Here is a 19,123-nt window from a genome sequence, read left to right on the forward strand (position 1 = left end):
CATGACGGCACGACCCGCGAACGCCCACCAGGCCAAGCTGCTGAGGCTGCTGCGCGACGGCGGTCCCAACTCCCGGGCCCAGCTGGGCGACCAGGTCGACTTGTCCCGGTCCAAGCTGGCGGTGGAGGTGGACCGGCTGCTGGAAACCGGTCTGGTGGTGGCCGACGGACTCGCCGCCTCGCGCGGTGGCCGCCGTTCCCACAACATCCGGCTCGCCCCGAATCTGCGGTTCCTCGGCGTCGACATCGGCGCGACCTCCATCGACGTCGCGGTCACCAACGCCGAGCTGGAGATCCTGGGGCACATCACCCAGCCCATGGAAGTGCGCGAGGGTCCGGTCGCGGTCTTCGAGCAAGTCCTCGCCATGGCCGCGAAGTTGCGGGCATCGGGACTCGCGGAGGGCTTCGACGGCGCCGGCATCGGCGTCCCGGGCCCGGTGCGCTTCCCCGAGGGCGTCCCCGTGGCACCCCCGATCATGCCCGGCTGGGACGGCTTCCCCGTACGGGAGGCGCTCAGCCAGGAACTCGGCTGCCCGGTCATGGTCGACAACGACGTGAACCTCATGGCGATGGGGGAACAGCACGCCGGAGTCGCCCGGACCGTGGGCGACTTCCTCTGCGTCAAGATCGGTACCGGTATCGGCTGCGGCATCGTCGTCGGCGGTGAGGTCTACCGCGGTACGACGGGCAGTGCGGGCGACATCGGGCACATCCAGGCCGTGCCCGACGGACGTCCGTGCGCCTGTGGCAACCGGGGCTGCCTGGAAGCCCACTTCAGCGGCGCCGCGCTCGCCCGCGACGCACTGGAGGCGGCCCAACAGGGCCACTCGGCCGAACTCGCCACACGGCTGGAGGCGAACGGCGGTCTCAGCGCCGCCGACGTCGCCGCGGCCGCCGCCGCGGGCGACGCCACCGCCCTCGACCTGATCCGCCTGGGCGGCAACCGCACCGGCCAGGTGATCGCGGGTCTGGTCAGCTTCTTCAACCCCGGCCTCGTGGTGATCGGCGGTGGGGTGACCGGCCTCGGCCACACCCTGCTCGCCGCGATCCGCACCCAGGTCTACCGCCAGTCGCTGCCGCTGGCGACCGGCAACCTCCCCATCGTCCTGGGTGAGTTGGGCCCCACCGCCGGAGTCATCGGCGCGGCCCGGCTCATCAGCGACCATCTGTTCTCACCCGCGTAGCACCAGCACACCGCACCGCACCACACCGCATCGCATCGCATCGCACGGCACGGCACGGCACCGCACGGCACCGCACCACACCGCATCGCACGGCACCGCACCCAGGTCACACCTGTACCTCGGCTCGTTCAGCGCCACACCCCGCACAGCCCTGCCCTGCCCCGCTCCACGCCCATAGCACCCCTGCCTAGCTCCGCCCTGCCCTGAACCGGCCCGTACGCCCGCCAAGGGGAACCCACATGGCACCAGAACCACCGCTGCTCAGCATGTCCGGCATCACCAAGTCGTTCCCCGGAGTCCGCGCCCTGGACGGAGTAGACCTCGACGTCCAGGCGGGTGAAGTGCACTGCCTGCTCGGCCAGAACGGCGCCGGCAAGTCCACCCTGATCAAGGTCCTCGCGGGCGCCCACCAGCCCGACGGCGGCACCATCAACTGGCGCGGCGAGCCGGTCACCCTGCGCTCGCCGATCGCCGCCATGCGCCTCGGCATCGCCACCATCTACCAGGAACTCGACCTGGTGGAACACCTGTCCGTCGCCGAGAACGTCCACCTCGGTCATGAGCCGACGGCCGCCGGTTTCGTCGTACGGCGGGGCGCCGCCCGCGCGTCGACGGCCGCGCTGCTCAAGCGGCTCGGCCATCCGGAGATCGATCCGGCGCGGCTGGTGGGGGAGTTGTCGGCGGCGCAGCAGCAGATCGTGTCGATGGCACGGGCGCTCTCCCACGACGTACGGCTGATCGTGATGGACGAGCCGTCCGCGGCCCTCGACCCGGACGAGGTCGCCAACCTCTTCCGGATCGTCGGCGACCTCACCGCCGACGGGGTCGCGGTCGTCTACATCTCGCACCGGCTGGAGGAGATCCGGCGGATCGGCGACCGGGTGACCGTGCTGAAGGACGGCCGGGCGGTGGCGGGCGGGCTGCCCGCGAAGTCCACCCCGACGCGCGAGGTCGTGGCGATGATGACCGGCCGCAACGTCGAGTACGTCTTCCCCGACCGGCCCACCGAGCCGCCCACCCGGGAGCCGCTGCTCCAGGTGCGGGGGCTGGCCCGGGAGGGTGAGTTCGAGCCGCTGGACCTGGAGGTGCGGCCGGGGGAGATCGTCGGCCTGGCCGGGCTGGTCGGGTCGGGGCGATCCGAAATACTGGAGACTGTATACGGTGCACGGAAGCCGACATCCGGTGAAGTGCTGGTCGACGGTCGACCGTTGCGGCCCGGCAGTGTACGGGCGGCCGTACGCGCCGGACTCGGACTCGCCCCCGAGGAGCGCAAGGCCCAGGCCCTGCTGATGCTGGAGTCGGTCACCCGCAACGTCTCCGTCTCCTCCATGTCCCGCTTCTCCCGCGGCGGCTGGATCGACCGGGGCGCCGAACTGGGCGCCGCGCGGGCCGCCACCCGCCAGCTGTCCCTGCGGCCCGACAACCCGTCCGTGCCGGTACGCACCCTCTCCGGCGGCAACCAGCAGAAGGCGGTCCTGGCCCGCTGGCTGCTGCGCGGCTGCCGGGTGCTGCTGCTCGACGAACCGACCCGCGGTGTCGACGTGGGCGCCCGCGCCGAACTGTATGCGGTCGTCCGTCGACTGGCGGACGAAGGCCTCGGTGTGCTGCTCGTATCCAGCGAAGTGCCCGAGGTGCTCGGCCTCGCCGACCGTGTCCTGGTGCTCCGCGAGGGCCGCGTCGTGCACACCGCGCCCGCCCGCGAACTCGACGAACACCGCGTACTCGACCTCGTGATGGAAGGAAGCCCGGCGTCATGACGCAGCACGTCTCCCCACCGCGGGACAGCGCCGACAAGGTGCCGTCGGCGCCCTCGACCCCCGCCTGGCGCGGCATCCTGTTCCGCGCCGACGTCCGTACCCTGAGCCTGCTGGGCGTGCTCGCCGTACTGATCCTCATCGGCGGTGTCACCAAGCCCGACGAGTTCCTGGACACCCGTAACCTCCAGCTCGTCCTCACCCAGGCCTCGGTCATCGGCGTCGTCACCGTCGGCATGACCTTCGTCATCATCTCCGGCGGCATCGACCTCTCCGTGGGCGCGATCGTCGCGCTGGCCTCGGTGTGGGCGACCACCGTCGCCACCCAGGAGTACGGATTCGGCGGCATCCTGTTCACCGCCGTACTCGTCGGCGTAGGGTGCGGGCTGGTCAACGGGCTGCTCATCGCCTACGGCGGGATGGTGCCCTTCATCGCCACCCTCGCCATGCTCGCCTCCGCCCGCGGCCTCGCCCTGCAGATCACCGACGGACGCACCCAGATCGTCACCGTCGACAGCATCCTCGACCTCGGCGAACGCGACGCCTACGTGCTCGGCATCCCGCCGCTCGTGCTCGTCTTCGCCTTCGTCACCATCGTCGGCTGGCTGGTGCTCAACCGCACCACCTTCGGCCGCCGCTCCGTCGCCGTCGGCGGCAACGCCGAGGCCGCCCGCCTCGCCGGGATCGACGTCCGCCGCCAGCGCCTGTACCTCTACCTGCTGTCCGGACTGTGCTGCGGCATCGCCGCATTCCTGCTGATCATCCTGTCCGGCTCCGGCCAGAACACCAACGGAAACCTCTACGAACTCGACGCCATCGCCGCCGCGATCATCGGCGGCACCCTGCTCAGCGGGGGCCGCGGCACCATCGTCGGCTCCGTGCTCGGCGTCCTGATCTTCACCACGATCACCAACATCTTCGCCCTGAACAACCTGCAGAGCGACGTTCAGCAGATCGCCAAGGGCGCGATCATCGTCGCCGCCGTGCTGGTCCAGCGCCGTACCGCGAGCACGACTTGAGGAAAGGGTTCACCGACATGACACAGCTCCCCACACGCAGAGGACTCCTCTTCGGGACCGCAGCCGTCTCGGCCGGTGCCCTCCTCGCAGGTTGCACGAGTAATGAGTCCAGCGACAACGACAACGACAAGGCGGACAACAACCAGCCCGCCGCCGACGACAAGCCCGGCAAGCAGGTCACCATCGGCTTCGCCGGTCCGCAGGCCGACCACGGCTGGCTCAACGCGATCAACGACAACGCCAAGAGCCGCGCCGAGAAGTACTCGGACGTCACCCTGGAGATCACCGAGGGCTCCAACGACACCGCCCAGCAGATCGGCCAGATCGAGACCCTGATCAACAAGAAGGTCGACGTCCTGGTGGTGCTGCCCGCCGACGGCAAGGCGCTCACCCAGGTCGGCCTCAAGGCGATGCGCGCGGGGATACCCGTGGTCAACCTCGACCGCATCTTCAACAGCCCGCAGGCCTACCGCTGCTGGATCGGCGGCGACAACTACGGCATGGGTCTCAACGCCGGGCACTACATCGGCGAGAAGCTCAAGGACAAGCCGAACGCCCGCGTCATCGAACTCGCCGGGCTCGACAACCTCGAACTCACCCAGCAGCGCACCCAGGGCTTCGACGACGCGCTGAAGAACTACCCCAACATCAAGAAGGTCGCCCGTCAGGCGGCCGAGTTCACGGTGGAGTCCGGGCAGGCCAAGATGGCCCAGCTGCTCCAGGCGCAGTCCAACTTCGACGCCCTGTGGAACCACGACGACGACCAGGGCGTGGGCGCCCTGCGCGCCATCGAACAGGCCGGACGCGACGACTTCCTGATGGTCGGCGGCGCGGGCGCGCTCTCCGCCTTCCAGGCCATCGAGGCCGACAACAGCGTCCTGAAGGCCACCGTCCTCTACCCGCCGACCATGGCCGCCTCCGCGATCGACCTCGCCCGCGCGCTGGGCCAGGGCAAGGGCGTCAGCGGCATGGCCGAGTTCGAGATCCCCGCGTCGATCACGCTCTACTCGGCCGTCGTCGACAAGGAGAACGTCGGTCAGTACATGTCCACCGGCTTCGAGTGAGGCGTTCCCCTAAACGGGCCCGGCCCGGCACGGACGGGCCGGGCCCCACCCCCCACCGCGCCACGACGACGAGGAGGAGTCATCCAATGGGACAGCCGCAGCAGCCCGAAGGGCCCGACGACCAGGGCGAGGCCCCAGCGCCGCCCCTGCGCATCGGCATGGTCGGCTACGCCTTCATGGGCGCCGCCCACTCCCAGGGCTGGCGCACCGTGGGCCATGTCTTCGACCTGCCACGGCGGCCGGAGCTGACCGCGATCTGCGGACGGGACGCCACGGCCGTGCGCGCCGCGGCCGACCGGCACGGCTGGGCGGCGACCGAGACCGACTGGCGGGCCCTGGTCGCCCGCGACGACATCGACCTCGTCGACATCTGCACCCCCGGCGACAGCCACGCCGAGATCGCGCTGGCCGCCCTGGCCGCGGGCAAGCACGTGCTGTGCGAGAAGCCCCTCGCCAACACCGTCGAGGAGGCCGAGGCCATGTCGGCGGCGGCCGAGACGGCATACGAACGCGGCCAGTTGGCGATGGTCGGCTTCAACTACCGCCGGGTGCCCGCCACTTCGCTGGCCCGGCGCATGGTCGCCGAGGGCCGCCTCGGCACGCTGCGGCACGTGCGGGTGACGTACCTCCAGGACTGGCTGACCGACCCGCGGTTCCCGCTCACCTGGCGGCTGCGCAAGGAGCACGCCGGATCCGGCTCACTGGGCGACCTGGGCGCGCATATTGTCGACCTCGCACAGTATCTGGTCGGCGAACCACTGGCTGGGGTATCCGCGCTGACCGAGACCTTCGTACGACACCGGCCCCTGCCCGGCGGACCCAGCAGCGGGCTTGCGGCGGTGTCGGCCGACGGCACCGGTGAGGTCACCGTCGACGACGCCGCCCTGTTCACCGGCCGCTTCGCCTCCGGCGCCCTCGCCTCCTTCGAGGCCACCCGCTACGCCACCGGCCGCAAGAACGCCCTGCGCCTGGAACTCAACGGCGAGCGCGGCTCCCTCGCCTTCGACCTGGAACGCCTCAACGAACTCTGGTACCACGACGGCACCGAACCGGACACCTACTCCGGCTTCCGCCGCATCCTCGTCACCGAACCCGACCACCCGTACCTGGAGGCCTGGTGGCCGCCGGGCCACGGCCTCGGCTACGAGCACACCTTCGTCCACCAGGCCCGCGACCTGATCCACGCCGTCGCGGAGGGCCTCCGCCCCGAACCGTCCTTCGCCGACGGTCTCCAGGTGCAGCGGGTGCTCGCCGCGGTGGAGGAGAGCGCCGAGAAGAACAGTGTCTACACGCCCATCGCCGCCTGACAGCAGCCCGAGGAGGACCGGACAGATGCCCCGCGACTTCACGCTCTTCACCGGCCAGTGGGCCGACCTGCCGCTGGAAGAGGTCTGCCGCCTCGCCCGCGACTTCGGCTACGACGGACTCGAACTCGCCTGCTGGGGCGACCACTTCGAGGTCGACAAGGCCCTCACCGACCCCGGCTACCTGGACACCAGGCGCGCCCTGCTCGACAAGTACGGCCTGAAGTGCTGGGCCATCTCCAACCACCTCGTCGGCCAGGCCGTCTGCGACGCCATCATCGACGAACGCCACCAGGCGATCCTGCCCGCCCGGATCTGGGGCGACGGCGAGGCCGAGGGCGTACGCCGACGGGCCGCCGCCGAGATCGCCGACACCGCCCGCGCCGCCGCCGCGTTCGGCGTGAACACCGTCATCGGGTTCACGGGATCGGCGATCTGGCACCTGGTCGCGATGTTCCCGCCCGCGCCGGAGTCGATGATCGAGCGCGGGTACGAGGACTTCGCCGAGCGGTGGAACCCGATCCTGGACGTCTTCGACGCGGAGGGCGTGCGGTTCGCGCACGAGGTCCACCCGAGCGAGATCGCATACGACTACTGGACGACCGTACGCACGCTGGACGCGGTCGACCGCCGCCCGGCCTTCGGCCTCAACTTCGACCCCTCCCACTTCGTGTGGCAGGACCTCGACCCGGTCGGCTTCCTGTGGGACTTCCGCGACCGGATCTACCACGTGGACTGCAAGGAGGCCCGCAAACGCCTCGACGGCCGCAACGGCCGCCTCGGCTCCCACCTGCCCTGGGGCGACCCGCGCCGCGGCTGGGACTTCGTCTCCGCCGGACACGGCGACGTCCCCTGGGAAGACGTCTTCCGGATGCTGCGCTCCATCGACTACCAGGGACCCATCTCCGTGGAGTGGGAGGACGCGGGCATGGACCGCCTGCAAGGCGCCCCGGAAGCACTGCGACGGCTGAAGGCCTACGACTTCGAACCGCCCACCGCTTCCTTCGACGCGGCGTTCGGCAACTGACGTGACGTCCGCGGGCCCGGCGCGTGAGTGCCGGGCCCGGCAACGGATCGGCCGGGCTCGGCGACTGACGTTCGTCGATGGTCGACCGGCGCCCGTCAATCGGCGATGGTCGACCGAGGATTGTCGACCGGCGATTGTTGACCGGCGATTGTCGACCGACGGTCGCGGGTCGTAGACCGGCGCCCGCCTGTTGTCGACCGACAGCCGTGGGGCGTCGACCTTCGGCAGAAGGCCGTCGACCGGCGTCAGTGGGTCGTCGACCGCTACCAGCAGGTCGCCGACTGACACCAGTAAGCCGACGACCACCGACAGTAAGCCGACGACCGCCGACAGTGGGCCGTCGACTGTAGACGACCAACCGAGGTCCCCCAGACCTCCGCACCAGGCTCACCGGGGTGACGGCGCACCCCGGCGTTCGCACCCGCCCGTACAACCGGCCCCTTCCTGGAGGCACTCGTGCACGGGAACGACCGCACCACCCACACCGCCACCACCCCCAAAAACGCCACCCACAACAGACGCCCCTTCCTCCGAAAAGCGATCGCCCTGCTCAGCGGCGCCCTGCTGGCAGGCGCGTCCCTCACCCTCGCCGCCCCCCAGGCGGGCGCGGCCTCCCCCGCGGACGTCTCCGCCGCCGCCGAGGGCTTCCAGCAGGTCACCCTCGCCAAGGGCGAGGCGGAGGTCGGTGAGCCGATGTCGCTCGCCGTCCTCCCGGACCGCTCGGTCCTGCACACCTCCCGTGACGGCGAACTCCGCCTCACCGACGCCGCGGGCAACACCAAGCTCGCCGGAAAGCTGGACGTCTACTCCCACGACGAGGAGGGCCTCCAGGGCATCGGCGTCGACCCGAACTTCGAGAGCAACCGCTTCATCTACCTCTACTACGCGCCCCCGCTGAACACCCCCGCGGGCGACGCCCCCGAGACCGGCACCGCCGCCGACTTCGCCCCCTTCGACGGCGTCAACCGCCTCTCCCGCTTCACCCTCAACGCGGACGGCACCCTGAACAACGCCTCCGAGACCAAGATCCTCGACGTTCCCGCCACCCGCGGCATCTGCTGCCACGTCGGCGGCGACATCGACTTCGACGCGGCGGGCAACCTGTACCTGTCGACCGGCGACGACAGCAACCCCTTCCAGTCGGACGGCTACACGCCCATCGACGAGCGGTCCAACCGCAACCCCGCCTTCGACGCCCAGCGGACCTCCGGCAACACCAACGACCTGCGCGGCAAGATCCTGCGCATCAAGGTCAACGCGGACGGCTCGTACGCCATCCCGGAGGGCAACCTCTTCGCCCCCGGCACGGACAAGACCCGCCCCGAGATCTACGCGATGGGCTTCCGCAACCCCTTCCGCTTCAGCGTCGACAAGGAAACCGGCATCCTCTACGTCGGTGACTACGGCCCCGACGCGGGCACCGCCAACCCCAACCGCGGCCCCGCGGGCCAGGTCGAGTTCGCCCGCGTCACCGCACCGGGCAACTTCGGCTGGCCGTACTGCACCGGCGACAACGACGCCTACGTCGACTACGACTTCGCCACCGGCACCTCCGGCGCGTCCTTCGACTGCGCCGCCCCGGTCAACAACTCGCCGCACAACACCGGCCTGACCGAGCTGCCCCCGGCGCAGGCCGCCTGGATCCCGTACGACGGCGGATCGCTGCCCGAGTTCGGCACCGGCTCCGAGTCCCCGATGGGCGGCCCGGTCTACCACTACGACCCCGCGCTCGACTCGCCGGTGAAGTTCCCCGAGGCCTACGACGGTGACTTCTTCGCCGGTGAGTTCGGCCGCCGCTGGATCAAGCGGATCAGCAGCGATGCCGACGGTACGGTGCAGACAATCAGCGACATACCGTGGACCGGCACCCAGGTGATGGACATGGCCTTCGGTCCCGACGGCGCCCTCTACGTCCTCGACTACGGCCTCGCCTGGTTCGGCGGCGACGAGAACTCCGCCCTGTACCGCATCGAGAACGCCACCGACGGCCACTCCCCGGTCGCCCAGGCCGCCGCCGACCGCACGTCGGGACAGGCGCCGCTGCGGGTGAGCTTCTCCTCCGCGGGCACCACCGACCAGGACGGCGACGCCCTCACCTACCGCTGGGACTTCGGCGACGGCTCCACCTCCACCGCCGCCAACCCCACGCACCGCTACCGCAAGAACGGCACCTACACCGCCACCGTCACCGCCGAGGACCCCTCGGGCCGCACCGGCAGCGCCAGCGTCCAGATCGTCGTCGGCAACACCGCGCCCACCGTGGTGCTGGAGACCCCGAAGGACGGTCAGCTGTTCAGCTTCGGTGACGCCATCCCGTTCAAGGTGAGGGTCACCGACCCCGAGGACGGCAAGACCATCGACTGCTCCAAGGTCACCGTCAACTTCATCCTCGGCCACGACACCCACGGCCACCCGCTCACCTCCGCCAAGGGCTGCACCGGCACCCTCCAGACCAGCGCCGACGGCGGCCACGACGAGGACGCCAACATCTTCGGTGTCGTCGACGCCGAGTACACCGACGGCGGAGGCGGCGGCCAGGCCCCGCTGACCACCCACGACCAGCACGTCACCCAGCCCAAGCACCGCCAGGCCGAGCACTTCGGCAACAGCTCCGGCGTCTCGGTGATCACCAAGGACACCGCGCACGGCGGCCGCACGGTCGGTGACATCAACAACGGCGACTGGATCTCCTTCACGCCGTACGCCCTCAGCAACGCCAAGAGCGTCACCGCACGCGTCTCCTCCGGCGGCGCGGGCGGCACCCTGGAGATCCGCGCGGGCTCCGCCACTGGCACCCTGCTCGGCAAGGCGACCGTGCCCGTGACCGGCGGCTGGGAGACCTTCCAGGACGTCCAGGCCGACCTGTCCCGCGCACCGCGCGGCACCACCACGCTCTACCTGGTGTTCAAGGGCAGCGGCACCGGCGCCCTGTTCGACGTGGACGACTTCACCTTCACCACGGGCTGAGGGAGGCGACGATGACACGATCCAACGGCAGACTGCTCACCACCGCCGTGGGCACGGCCATGCTGCTCGGCTGCGTGGTCTCCACCCCGGCCGTCTCGCAGTCGGAGCAGACCTCCGGCGACGACTCCCGCGTGCTGGTCTTCTCCAAGACGGCGGGCTTCCGCCACGACTCCATCCCCGAGGGCATCGCGGCCGTCCGTGAACTCGGTGAGAGCGGCGGCTTCACGGTCGACGCCACCGAGAACGCGGGCGCGTTCACGGCGCGCAACCTGCGCAAGTACGACGCCGTCGTCTTCCTGTCGACGACGGGCGACGTCCTCAACCCCACCCAGCAGCGCGCCTTCGAGAGCTACATCCGCAAGGGCGGCGGCTACGTCGGCATCCACGCCGCCGCCGACACCGAGTACGACTGGGCGTTCTACGGCGGCCTCGCGGGCGCCTACTTCCAGTCGCACCCGCAGATCCAGCCCGCCACGGTCGAGGTCGAGGACCGCGCCCACCCCGCCACGGCGGGTCTGGAGAGGGCCTGGAACCGCACCGACGAGTGGTACAACTACCGCTCCAACCCCCGCGAGCACGCCCATGTGCTCGCCTCCCTCGACGAGTCCTCCTACACCGGCGGCACCATGCAGGGCGACCACCCGATCGCCTGGTGCAAGGACTACCAGGGCGGTCGCGCCTTCTACACCGGCGGCGGCCACACCAAGGAGTCCTTCGCCGAACCCGCCTTCCGGCAGCACCTGCTGGGCGGCATCCAATGGGCCACCGGTGCCGCCCAGGCCGACTGCCGCCCCGAGACCGGCTACCGTCCGCTCTTCGACGGCACCGCCGCCTCGCTGGACGACTGGCGGCAGGCGGGCCCCGGCTCCTTCGAGCTGAGCGCCGACGGCACGCTCACGTCGTCGGGCGGCATGGGCATGCTCTGGTACGCCGCCTCGGGCTTCGGGGCCTACTCCCTGAAGCTCGACTGGAGGATGGCCAGCGAGTTGGGCGACGACAACTCGGGTGTGTTCGTGGGCTTCCCGCCCTCGGACGACCCGTGGTCGGCGGTCAACAACGGCTACGAGATCCAGATCGACGCCACCGACGCACCGGCGAAGACCACCGGCGCCGTCTACGACTTCCAGTCCGCCGACATCAGCCAGCGCGACCGTGCGCTGAACCCGCCGGGGGAGTGGAACACGTACGAGATCAGGGTGGAGGGCGAGCGCCTCCGCGTCTGGCTCAACGGCGTGCTGATCAACGACTTCGCCAACACCGACCCGGCCCGCAGCCTCACGGACGGACACATCGGCATCCAGAACCACGGTGCCGAGGACAAGGTGTCCATCCGCGATGTGCGGATCAAGGAACTGCCCGCGGGGGCCTCGACAGCCCCGCCGGGCGACTGAGCGGCGGCGGGCGGGAGACGCCGGACTCCCGCCCGCCGTCATCCACCCCACCCTTTTCCCCCTCCGGCTCCTTCGCAGGTCACTGAACTGCCGTCGGGGCCGTCCGGCTCCTTCCAGGGTTCGCGCACGACAAGGAGGCTGCCCATGTCCGCGTCCCTTCCCCGACCGCGCGTCGGCGTCTGGCTGATCGGAGCCCGCGGCTCCGTCGCCACCACCGTCGTCGCGGGCTGCGCCGCCATGACGGCAGGACTGCACCCGCCCACCGGCCTGGTCACCGAGACCCCGCCCTTCACCGACACCGGTCTGCCACCCCTGTCCGCCCTCGTCTTCGGCGGACACGACACCATCGACTGCCCCCTTCCCAAACGCGCCGAGGCACTGGCCGCGGGCGGGGTACTCCCCGGTGGTCTGCCCTCCGCCGTCGCCGCCGAACTCGCCGCCGCCGACCGCGAGATCAAACCCGGCGGCCCCGCCCCCGGCGACACCCGCTCCCCCCAGGACCTGATCGCCGCCTTCGCCGACGACATCCTGGACTTCGTACGACGCCATGAACTGACCCGGGCCGTGGTGGTCAACGTCGCCTCCACCGAGCCCGCCCCCACCGACGGCACCCTGCCGCCCAGCTCCCTCTACGCGGCGGCCGCCCTGCGCGCGGGCTGCCCCTACGTCAACTTCACCCCCTCCACCGGCCTGCACCACCCGGCGCTCGCCGACGAGGCCGCCGCCAGCGGACTGCCGTACGCGGGCCGCGACGGCAAGACCGGGCAGACCCTGCTGCGCGCGGCACTCGGCCCGATGTTCACCCAGCGGGCGCTCGACGTACGGGCCTGGTCCGGCACCAACCTGCTCGGCGGCGGCGACGGCGCCGCCCTGGCCGACCCGGCCGCCGCGGCGGCGAAGAACGCGGGCAAGGAACGCGTCCTCGCCGACACCCTCGGCAGCACACCGCAGGGCGAGGTCCACATCGACGACGTCCCCGCGCTCGGCGACTGGAAGACCGCCTGGGACCACATCGCCTTCGACGGCTTCCTCGGCACCCGCATGATCCTCCAGACCATCTGGCAGGGCTGCGACTCCGCCCTCGCCGCCCCGCTGGTCCTCGACCTGGCCCGCCTCACCCTGCGCGCCCACGAGGCGGGCCTGTCCGGACCGCTCGGTGAACTGGGCTTCTACTTCAAGGACCCGGTGGGGGACGGGCCGTCGGCCCTGGCCGACCAGTACACGGCACTGATCGGCCTCGCCGCCCGTCTGCGCGACACCGAGCCCACCGCTCCCCGATCCGAGGGGGCGCGGTGACGGCGACCGTGACGGTGCAACCGCCCGGGGCCCACACCGGCCCCCGGCGCGACACCAGGCCCACCAGGAACGCCCACAGCGCGCGCCGCACCCGCCGAGCCTGGGCCGAACTCCTGCGCCTCCCCGCCCTGTTCACCGTCCCCGGCGACGCGCTCGCCGGAGCCGCCGCGACCACCTCGCGCCCCACCTCCCGCACCCTGCTCGCCATCGGCTCCTCCCTCTGCCTGTACTCCGCCGGAATGGCCCTCAACGACTGGGCGGACCGCGAGGAGGACGCCGCCGAACGCCCCCACCGCCCCCTCCCGTCCGGCAGGGTGCGCCCCGCCGCCGCCCTCACCGCGGCCTGCGCCCTCACCGGCGCCGGACTCGCCCTGGCGGCCCGCGCCGGACGCCCCGCCCTCACCGTCGCCGCACCCCTCGCGGCCACCGTCTGGGCCTACGACCTGGCCCTGAAGCACACCCCCGCCGGGCCGTTCGCCATGGCCACCGCCCGTGGCCTGGACCTGCTGCTGGGCGCGGCGGCCACCACCGGCCGCACCCGCGACGCCCTCCCCTCCGCCGCCCTCCTCGGCACCCACACCCTCGCCGTCACCGCCGTCTCCCGCCGCGAGACCCAGGGCGGCTCCACCCTGGCCCCCTTGGCGGCCCTCGCGGCCACGACCGCCGTCACCCGGCTCCTGACCCTCGGGTCACCCAGGCCCCCGGCAGGCCGGAGGAACGCAGCCACCTCCGACCTGCCGGGCACCACCTCCCCGCCCGGCACCCTGCGCACCGGCCTCGGCGCCCTCTACGCCGCCACCGCGGCCCGCCCCTACGCCCATGCCGTCCTCAACCCCTCACCCCCGCTCACCCAACGGGCCGTCAGCGGCGGCATCCGCGCCACCATCCCTCTCCAGGCCGCCCTCGCCGCCCGCTCCGGTGCGCCGGTCACCGCCCTGTGCGTCGCGGCACTCGCCCCCCTGGGCCGGAAGTACGCCAGGAAGGTGAGCGTCACATGAGCCCGCTGCCCCTCCGCTTCGGCTACGGCACCAACGGCCTCGCCGACCTCCGCCTCGACGACGCCCTGGCCCTGCTCGCCGACCTCGGCTACGACGGCGTCGGGCTCACCCTCGACCACATGCACCTCGACCCCCTCGCCCCGGACGCCGCGACCCGCACCCGCCAGGTCGCCCACCGGCTGGCCGACCTCGGACTCGGCGTCACCGTCGAGACCGGCGCCCGCTATGTGCTCGACCCACGCCGCAAGCACGGCCCCTCCCTGCTGGACCCGGACCCCGACGCCCGCGCCCGGCGCGTCGACCTGCTGGTCCGCGCCGTCCGGATCGCCGCTGACCTCGGTGCCCACGCCGTCCACTGCTTCAGCGGGATCACCCCTTCCGGTACGGACGAGGACACCGCCTGGAAACGCCTCGCCGAGACCCTCACCCCCGTCCTGGACGCCGCCACCACCGAGGGCATCCCCCTCGCCGTCGAACCCGAGCCCGGGCATCTCCTGGCCACCCTCGCCGACTTCCACCGACTGCGTGACGCCCTCGGCGACCCCGGCCACCTCGGCCTCACCCTGGACATCGGCCACTGCCAGTGCCTCGAACCCCTCTCTCCCGTCGACTGCGTGCGGGCCGCCGCGCCCTGGCTGCGGCACGTCCAGATCGAGGACATGCGCCGCGGCGTCCATGAGCACCTTCCCTTCGGCGAGGGGGAGATCGACTTCCCGCCCGTCCTGGCGGCCCTCGCCGCCACCGGCTACCAGGGCCTGACCGTCGTGGAACTGCCCCGCCACTCCCACGCGGGCCCCCACTACGCCGAGCTGTCCCTCCCCTTCCTGCACCGCGCGGCAGCCTCCGCCACCGCGGACACCCCGCCCGTCGCACCATCCCCAGGCGAGCCCTCCGCCACCCCAGAAGGGAGCACCCCATGACCCACCCGCACACCGCCCCGGACACCCCGGCGAGCGCCGTGGGCGCGGACACCACCACGACCACCGCCCCCAAGAGCACCACCGGCACCACCAGCACCAGCCCCACAGCGCACCCACCCCTCGCTCACACCCCACCGCAACACCTCCGCACCGACCTCGGCACCCGCCTCGGCGGCGCCGCCCGCGCCTGGCTCGACCAGGCCCTCGACGAGGCCGCCGCCCACCCCGGAACCCATGGGCCGATCTCCGTGTGGGAGCTGCGCCTCGCCGAGGCCGGACGCCGCTGCGGTACCGAACACGCCGACGCCGCCCGCGTCCTGATCCTGCACGCGGCCCGCGCCGACACCACCGCGCTCAGCCGCGTCTACTACCAGGGCACCGCCGCCGAACGCCGCGCGGTCCTGCACGCCCTGCCCCACCTCGTCACCGGCCCCGACGCCCTCCCGCTCATCGAGGACGCCCTGCGCACCAACGACACCCGGCTGGTCGCCGCCGCCGTCGGCCCCTACGCCGCCCGGTACCTCGACGCGCACAACTGGCGGCACGCCGTCCTGAAGTGCCTGTTCACCGGTGTGCCCGTGGACCAGGTGGCCGACCTGGAGCGCCGCGCCCACGCCGACGCCGAACTCGCCCGCATGCTCGGCGACTACGCCGCCGAACGCACCGCCGCGGGCCGCCCGGTCCCCGAGGACCTGCACCGCGTCCTGGCCCTGACCGAGTCCGCGCCCGCACCCCACGGAACGGACACCCCCCACGGCAAGGAGTCCTGATGCGCATCTTCGACCCCCACATCCACATGACCTCCCGGACCACCGACGACTACGAGGCCATGTACGCCGCGGGCGTCCGCGCCGTCGTCGAACCCTCCTTCTGGCTCGGCCAGCCCCGCACCTCCCCGGCCACCTTCCTCGACTACTTCGACTCCCTCCTCGGCTGGGAGCCCTTCCGCGCCGCCCAGTACGGCATAGCCCACCACTGCACGCTCGCCCTCAACCCCAAAGAGGCCAACGACCCGCGCTGCGCGCCCGTCCTCGACGAACTGCCCCGCTATCTCGTCAAGGACCAGGTCGTCGCCGTCGGTGAGATCGGCTACGACTCGATGACCCCCGCCGAGGACGCCGCCCTCGCCGCCCAGCTCCAGCTCGCCGCCGACCACGGACTGCCCGCACTGGTGCACACCCCGCACCGCGACAAGCTCGCCGGTCTGCGCCGCACCCTGGACGTCGTCCGGGAATCCGCCCTGCCCCTGGACCGCGTCCTGGTCGACCACCTCAACGAGACCACCGTCAAGGAGGCCAAGGACAGCGGCTGCTGGCTCGGCTTCTCCGTCTATCCGGACACCAAGATGGACGAGGAGCGGATGGTCGCGATCCTGCGTGCCTACGGGCCCGAACAGGTCCTGGTGAACTCCGCCGCCGACTGGGGCCGCAGCGACCCCCTCAAGACCCGCAAGGTCGGCGACCTGATGCTCGCCGAAGGCTTCAGCGAGGACGACGTGGACCGGGTGCTGTGGCGCAACCCGGTGGCCTTCTACGGGCTCAGTGGCCGCCTCCACCTCGACGTCACCCCCACCGACGCCACCCACGAGGGCAACTCCATCCTGCGCGGCGGGGAGTGAGCGATGCGCTTCCGCCACCCGGACGGCTCCACCATCCACCTCGCCTACTGCACCAACGTCCACCCCGCGGAGACTCTCGACGGCGTCCTCGCCCAGCTCCGCGACCACTGCGAACCGGTGCGCCGCAGGCTCGGCCGGGACCGGCTCGGCATCGGCCTGTGGCTGGCCAGGGACGCCGCCCACGCCCTGGTCACCGACCCCTCCGCACTGCGCGGCCTGCGCTGCGAACTCGAACGGCGCGGCCTGGAGGTCGTTACCCTCAACGGCTTCCCCTATGAGGGCTTCGGCGCCGAAGAGGTCAAGTACCGCGTGTACAAGCCGGACTGGACCGACCCCGAGCGCCTCGAGCACACCACCGCCCTGGCCCGGGTCCTCGCCGCACTCCTGCCCGACGACGTCACCGAGGGCAGCATCTCCACCCTCCCCCTCGCCTGGCGCACCGCGCTCCCACAGCCGAACGCAGACGGTCCCGCCGACGAGCCCACCCGGCCCGCCCGCATCGCCCTGCTCGCGCTCGCCCAGCGCCTGGACGCGCTCAGGGAGCTGACCGGCCGCTCCATCCGCCTCGGCCTGGAACCGGAACCCGGCTGCGTCGTCGAGACCACCGGCGACGCCATCGCCCCGCTCACCGCGATCGCCCACGACCGCATCGGCATCTGCGTCGACACCTGCCACCTCGCCACCTCCTTCGAAGACCCCGACACCGCCCTGGACACCCTCACCCGCGCCGGTGTCCCCATCGTCAAGTCCCAGCTCTCGGCCGCCCTGCACGCCGAACACCCCCATCTCCCCGAGGTCCGCGCCGCCCTCGCCGCCTTCGACGAACCCCGCTTCCTGCACCAGACCCGCACCGCCACCGCCGCCGGGCTGCGCGGCACCGACGACCTCGGCGAGGCCCTGAACGGCGACGCCCTGCCCGACGCCGCCCCCTGGCGCGCCCACTTCCACGTCCCCCTGCACGCGGCCCCCGCCGCGCCCCTCACCTCCACGCTTGACGTCCTGAGCACCGCACTGGCCCGCCTCGTCGGCGGCCCGCACCCGCTCACCCACCACCTCGAGGTCGAGACCTACACCTGGCAGGCCCTCCCGCCCGAGCTGCGCCCCCGCGGACGCACCCAGCTCGCCGACGGCATCGCCGCCGAACTCACCCTCGCCCGCGACCTGCTGACCGACCTCGGCCTGAAGGAGCTGCCATGACCGCGCCCACCCCGCTCCTGGTCCTCGACGTCGTCGGTCTCACCCCCCGTCTCCTCGACCACATGCCCCACCTCAAGTCCCTCGCCCAGTCGGGCTCCCAGGCACCGCTGGGCACCGTCCTGCCCGCGGTGACCTGCGCCGCCCAGTCGACCTTCCTCACCGGCACGCTCCCCTCCGAGCACGGCATCGTCGGCAACGGCTGGTACTTCCGCGAACTCGGCGACGTACTGCTGTGGCGCCAGCACAACGGCCTCGTCGCCGGAGACAAGCTCTGGGACGCCGCCCGCCGCGCCCACCCCGGCTACACCGTCGCCAACATCTGCTGGTGGTACGCCATGGGCGCCGACACCGACATCACCGTCACGCCCCGTCCCGTCTACTACGCCGACGGCCGCAAGGAACCCGACTGCTACACCCGGCCACCGGCCCTGCACGACGAACTCACCGAGAAGTTCGGCACCTTCCCCCTCTTCCACTTCTGGGGACCCGGCGCGGACCTGGTCTCCAGCCAGTGGATCATCGACGCCACCCGTCACATCCTGCGCACCCGCCACCCCGACCTGGCACTCTGCTACCTCCCGCACCTCGACTACGATCTCCAGCGCTTCGGCCCCGACGACCCGCGCTCCCTGAAGGCCGCCGCCGATCTCGACACGGCCATGGCACCCCTGCTCGACGACGCCCGCGCCGAGGGCCGTACCGTCGTCGCGCTCTCCGAGTACGGCATCACCCGGGTGAGCCGCACCGTCGACATCAACCGCGCCCTGCGCCGGGCGGGGCTGCTGGAGGTGCACACACAGGACGGCATGGAGTACCTCGACCCGATGGCGTCCAGGGCCTTCGCCGTTGCCGACCACCAGCTGGCCCACGTCTACGTCCGCAGGCCCGAGGACCTCGACCCGGCCCGCGCCGCGCTCGAAGGACTGCCCGGTATCGACCAACTCCTCGACGACGAGGGCAAGAAGACCCACCACCTCGACCATCCGCGCTCCGGCGACCTCGTCGCCGTGGCGGAGCCGGACGCCTGGTTCACGTACTACTACTGGCTCGACGACGCCCGCGCGCCCGACTTCGCACAGCTCGTCGAGATCCACCGCAAACCCGGCTACGACCCGGTCGAACTCTTCATGGACCCACTCGACCCCTACGTCAAGGTCAAGGCCGCGACCGCGCTGGCCCGTAAGAAGCTCGGCATGCGCTACCGCATGGCGGTCGTGCCCCTGGATCCCTCACCTATTCGCGGGAGCCACGGCCGCCTCCCCGCGAGCGATGACGAAGGTCCGCTCCTCATCTGCTCCACCCCCCGTTCGGTCGGCGACCGCGTCGCGGCCACCGACGTGAAAGCACTGCTGCTCCACCTCGCCGGTCTCAGCACCTGACCGACG

General features: G+C 71.8%; 15 protein-coding genes. All 15 read left to right on the forward strand.

The genetic code is table 11. The annotated features are described in order from the left end of the window. The first annotated feature begins 1 nt into the window (after position 1). The 15 genes from ACFVQG_RS05685 to ACFVQG_RS05755 all read left to right on the forward strand — a co-directional run bounded on the left by ACFVQG_RS05685 (position 2) and on the right by ACFVQG_RS05755 (position 19,117). Positions 2-1,183, forward strand: a complete 1,182-nt coding sequence (locus ACFVQG_RS05685; protein WP_383377211.1) for an ROK family transcriptional regulator — start codon at positions 2-4, stop codon at positions 1,181-1,183. A 239-nt stretch (positions 1,184-1,422) separates the two neighbouring features. Then, positions 1,423-2,940 carry a sugar ABC transporter ATP-binding protein gene (locus ACFVQG_RS05690; RefSeq protein ID WP_383377213.1) on the forward strand — a complete coding sequence of 506 codons (1,518 nt, stop codon included), beginning with the start codon at positions 1,423-1,425 and terminating at the stop codon, positions 2,938-2,940. Then, positions 2,937-3,956 (forward strand): ABC transporter permease, encoded by a 1,020-nt coding sequence (locus ACFVQG_RS05695; RefSeq protein ID WP_383377215.1) that lies wholly within the window; start codon positions 2,937-2,939, stop codon positions 3,954-3,956. The genes ACFVQG_RS05690 and ACFVQG_RS05695 overlap by 4 nt, the downstream gene beginning before the upstream one ends. A 17-nt stretch (positions 3,957-3,973) precedes the next feature. Continuing rightward, on the forward strand, positions 3,974-5,020 hold the full coding sequence (locus tag ACFVQG_RS05700) for a substrate-binding domain-containing protein (RefSeq protein WP_383377217.1): 1,047 nt from the start codon (positions 3,974-3,976) through the stop codon (positions 5,018-5,020). A gap of 86 nt (positions 5,021-5,106) precedes the next feature. Then, entirely contained in the window at positions 5,107-6,327 is a 1,221-nt protein-coding gene (locus ACFVQG_RS05705) for a Gfo/Idh/MocA family protein (RefSeq protein ID WP_383377219.1), read from the forward strand. Between the two features lie 25 nt (positions 6,328-6,352). After that, complete coding sequence (locus ACFVQG_RS05710; RefSeq protein ID WP_383377221.1) at positions 6,353-7,351, forward strand: sugar phosphate isomerase/epimerase family protein; 999 nt, start codon at positions 6,353-6,355, stop codon at positions 7,349-7,351. Between the two features lie 456 nt (positions 7,352-7,807). Beyond that, positions 7,808-10,318: a PQQ-dependent sugar dehydrogenase gene (locus tag ACFVQG_RS05715; protein ID WP_383377223.1), complete on the forward strand. Its 2,511-nt coding sequence runs from the start codon at positions 7,808-7,810 to the stop codon at positions 10,316-10,318. A gap of 11 nt (positions 10,319-10,329) precedes the next feature. Continuing rightward, positions 10,330-11,709, forward strand: a complete 1,380-nt coding sequence (locus ACFVQG_RS05720; RefSeq protein WP_383377224.1) for a ThuA domain-containing protein — start codon at positions 10,330-10,332, stop codon at positions 11,707-11,709. Positions 11,710-11,853: 144 nt separating this feature from the next. After that, positions 11,854-13,005, forward strand: a complete 1,152-nt coding sequence (locus ACFVQG_RS05725; RefSeq protein WP_383377226.1) for an inositol-3-phosphate synthase — start codon at positions 11,854-11,856, stop codon at positions 13,003-13,005. Next, entirely contained in the window at positions 13,002-14,003 is a 1,002-nt protein-coding gene (locus tag ACFVQG_RS05730) for an SCO3242 family prenyltransferase (RefSeq protein WP_383377228.1), read from the forward strand. Before ACFVQG_RS05725 ends, ACFVQG_RS05730 begins: the two co-directional genes overlap by 4 nt. Then, on the forward strand, positions 14,000-14,923 hold the full coding sequence (locus ACFVQG_RS05735; protein ID WP_383377230.1) for a sugar phosphate isomerase/epimerase family protein: 924 nt from the start codon (positions 14,000-14,002) through the stop codon (positions 14,921-14,923). The genes ACFVQG_RS05730 and ACFVQG_RS05735 overlap by 4 nt, the downstream gene beginning before the upstream one ends. After that, a complete protein-coding gene (locus ACFVQG_RS05740; RefSeq protein WP_383377232.1) occupies positions 14,920-15,693 on the forward strand; it encodes an EboA domain-containing protein in 774 nt (257 codons plus the stop codon). The genes ACFVQG_RS05735 and ACFVQG_RS05740 overlap by 4 nt, the downstream gene beginning before the upstream one ends. Further along, positions 15,693-16,541 (forward strand): TatD family hydrolase, encoded by an 849-nt coding sequence (locus ACFVQG_RS05745; RefSeq protein ID WP_383377233.1) that lies wholly within the window; start codon positions 15,693-15,695, stop codon positions 16,539-16,541. The genes ACFVQG_RS05740 and ACFVQG_RS05745 overlap by 1 nt, the downstream gene beginning before the upstream one ends. Before the next feature lie 3 nt (positions 16,542-16,544). Next, positions 16,545-17,738 (forward strand): metabolite traffic protein EboE, encoded by a 1,194-nt coding sequence (gene eboE, locus ACFVQG_RS05750; protein WP_383377235.1) that lies wholly within the window; start codon positions 16,545-16,547, stop codon positions 17,736-17,738. Then, entirely contained in the window at positions 17,735-19,117 is a 1,383-nt protein-coding gene (locus ACFVQG_RS05755) for an alkaline phosphatase family protein (RefSeq protein ID WP_383377239.1), read from the forward strand. Before eboE ends, ACFVQG_RS05755 begins: the two co-directional genes overlap by 4 nt. Positions 19,118-19,123: the final 6 nt, after the last annotated feature.

The organism is Streptomyces sp. NPDC057877, assembly GCF_042796855.1.
Lineage (GTDB): Bacteria > Actinomycetota > Actinomycetes > Streptomycetales > Streptomycetaceae > Streptomyces.

Bases quoted from the DNA above. Each gene is read 5' to 3' on its own strand.
- ACFVQG_RS05685 (WP_383377211.1), top strand. From the start codon at position 2: ATGACGGCACGACCCGCGAACGCCCACCAGGCCAAGCTGCTGAGGCTG.
- ACFVQG_RS05690 (WP_383377213.1), top strand. From the start codon at position 1,423: ATGGCACCAGAACCACCGCTGCTCAGCATGTCCGGCATCACCAAGTCG.
- ACFVQG_RS05695 (WP_383377215.1), top strand. From the start codon at position 2,937: ATGACGCAGCACGTCTCCCCACCGCGGGACAGCGCCGACAAGGTGCCG.
- ACFVQG_RS05700 (WP_383377217.1), top strand. From the start codon at position 3,974: ATGACACAGCTCCCCACACGCAGAGGACTCCTCTTCGGGACCGCAGCC.
- ACFVQG_RS05705 (WP_383377219.1), top strand. From the start codon at position 5,107: ATGGGACAGCCGCAGCAGCCCGAAGGGCCCGACGACCAGGGCGAGGCC.
- ACFVQG_RS05710 (WP_383377221.1), top strand. From the start codon at position 6,353: ATGCCCCGCGACTTCACGCTCTTCACCGGCCAGTGGGCCGACCTGCCG.
- ACFVQG_RS05720 (WP_383377224.1), top strand. From the start codon at position 10,330: ATGACACGATCCAACGGCAGACTGCTCACCACCGCCGTGGGCACGGCC.
- ACFVQG_RS05725 (WP_383377226.1), top strand. From the start codon at position 11,854: ATGTCCGCGTCCCTTCCCCGACCGCGCGTCGGCGTCTGGCTGATCGGA.
- ACFVQG_RS05735 (WP_383377230.1), top strand. From the start codon at position 14,000: ATGAGCCCGCTGCCCCTCCGCTTCGGCTACGGCACCAACGGCCTCGCC.
- ACFVQG_RS05740 (WP_383377232.1), top strand. From the start codon at position 14,920: ATGACCCACCCGCACACCGCCCCGGACACCCCGGCGAGCGCCGTGGGC.
- ACFVQG_RS05745 (WP_383377233.1), top strand. From the start codon at position 15,693: ATGCGCATCTTCGACCCCCACATCCACATGACCTCCCGGACCACCGAC.
- eboE (WP_383377235.1), top strand. From the start codon at position 16,545: ATGCGCTTCCGCCACCCGGACGGCTCCACCATCCACCTCGCCTACTGC.
- ACFVQG_RS05755 (WP_383377239.1), top strand. From the start codon at position 17,735: ATGACCGCGCCCACCCCGCTCCTGGTCCTCGACGTCGTCGGTCTCACC.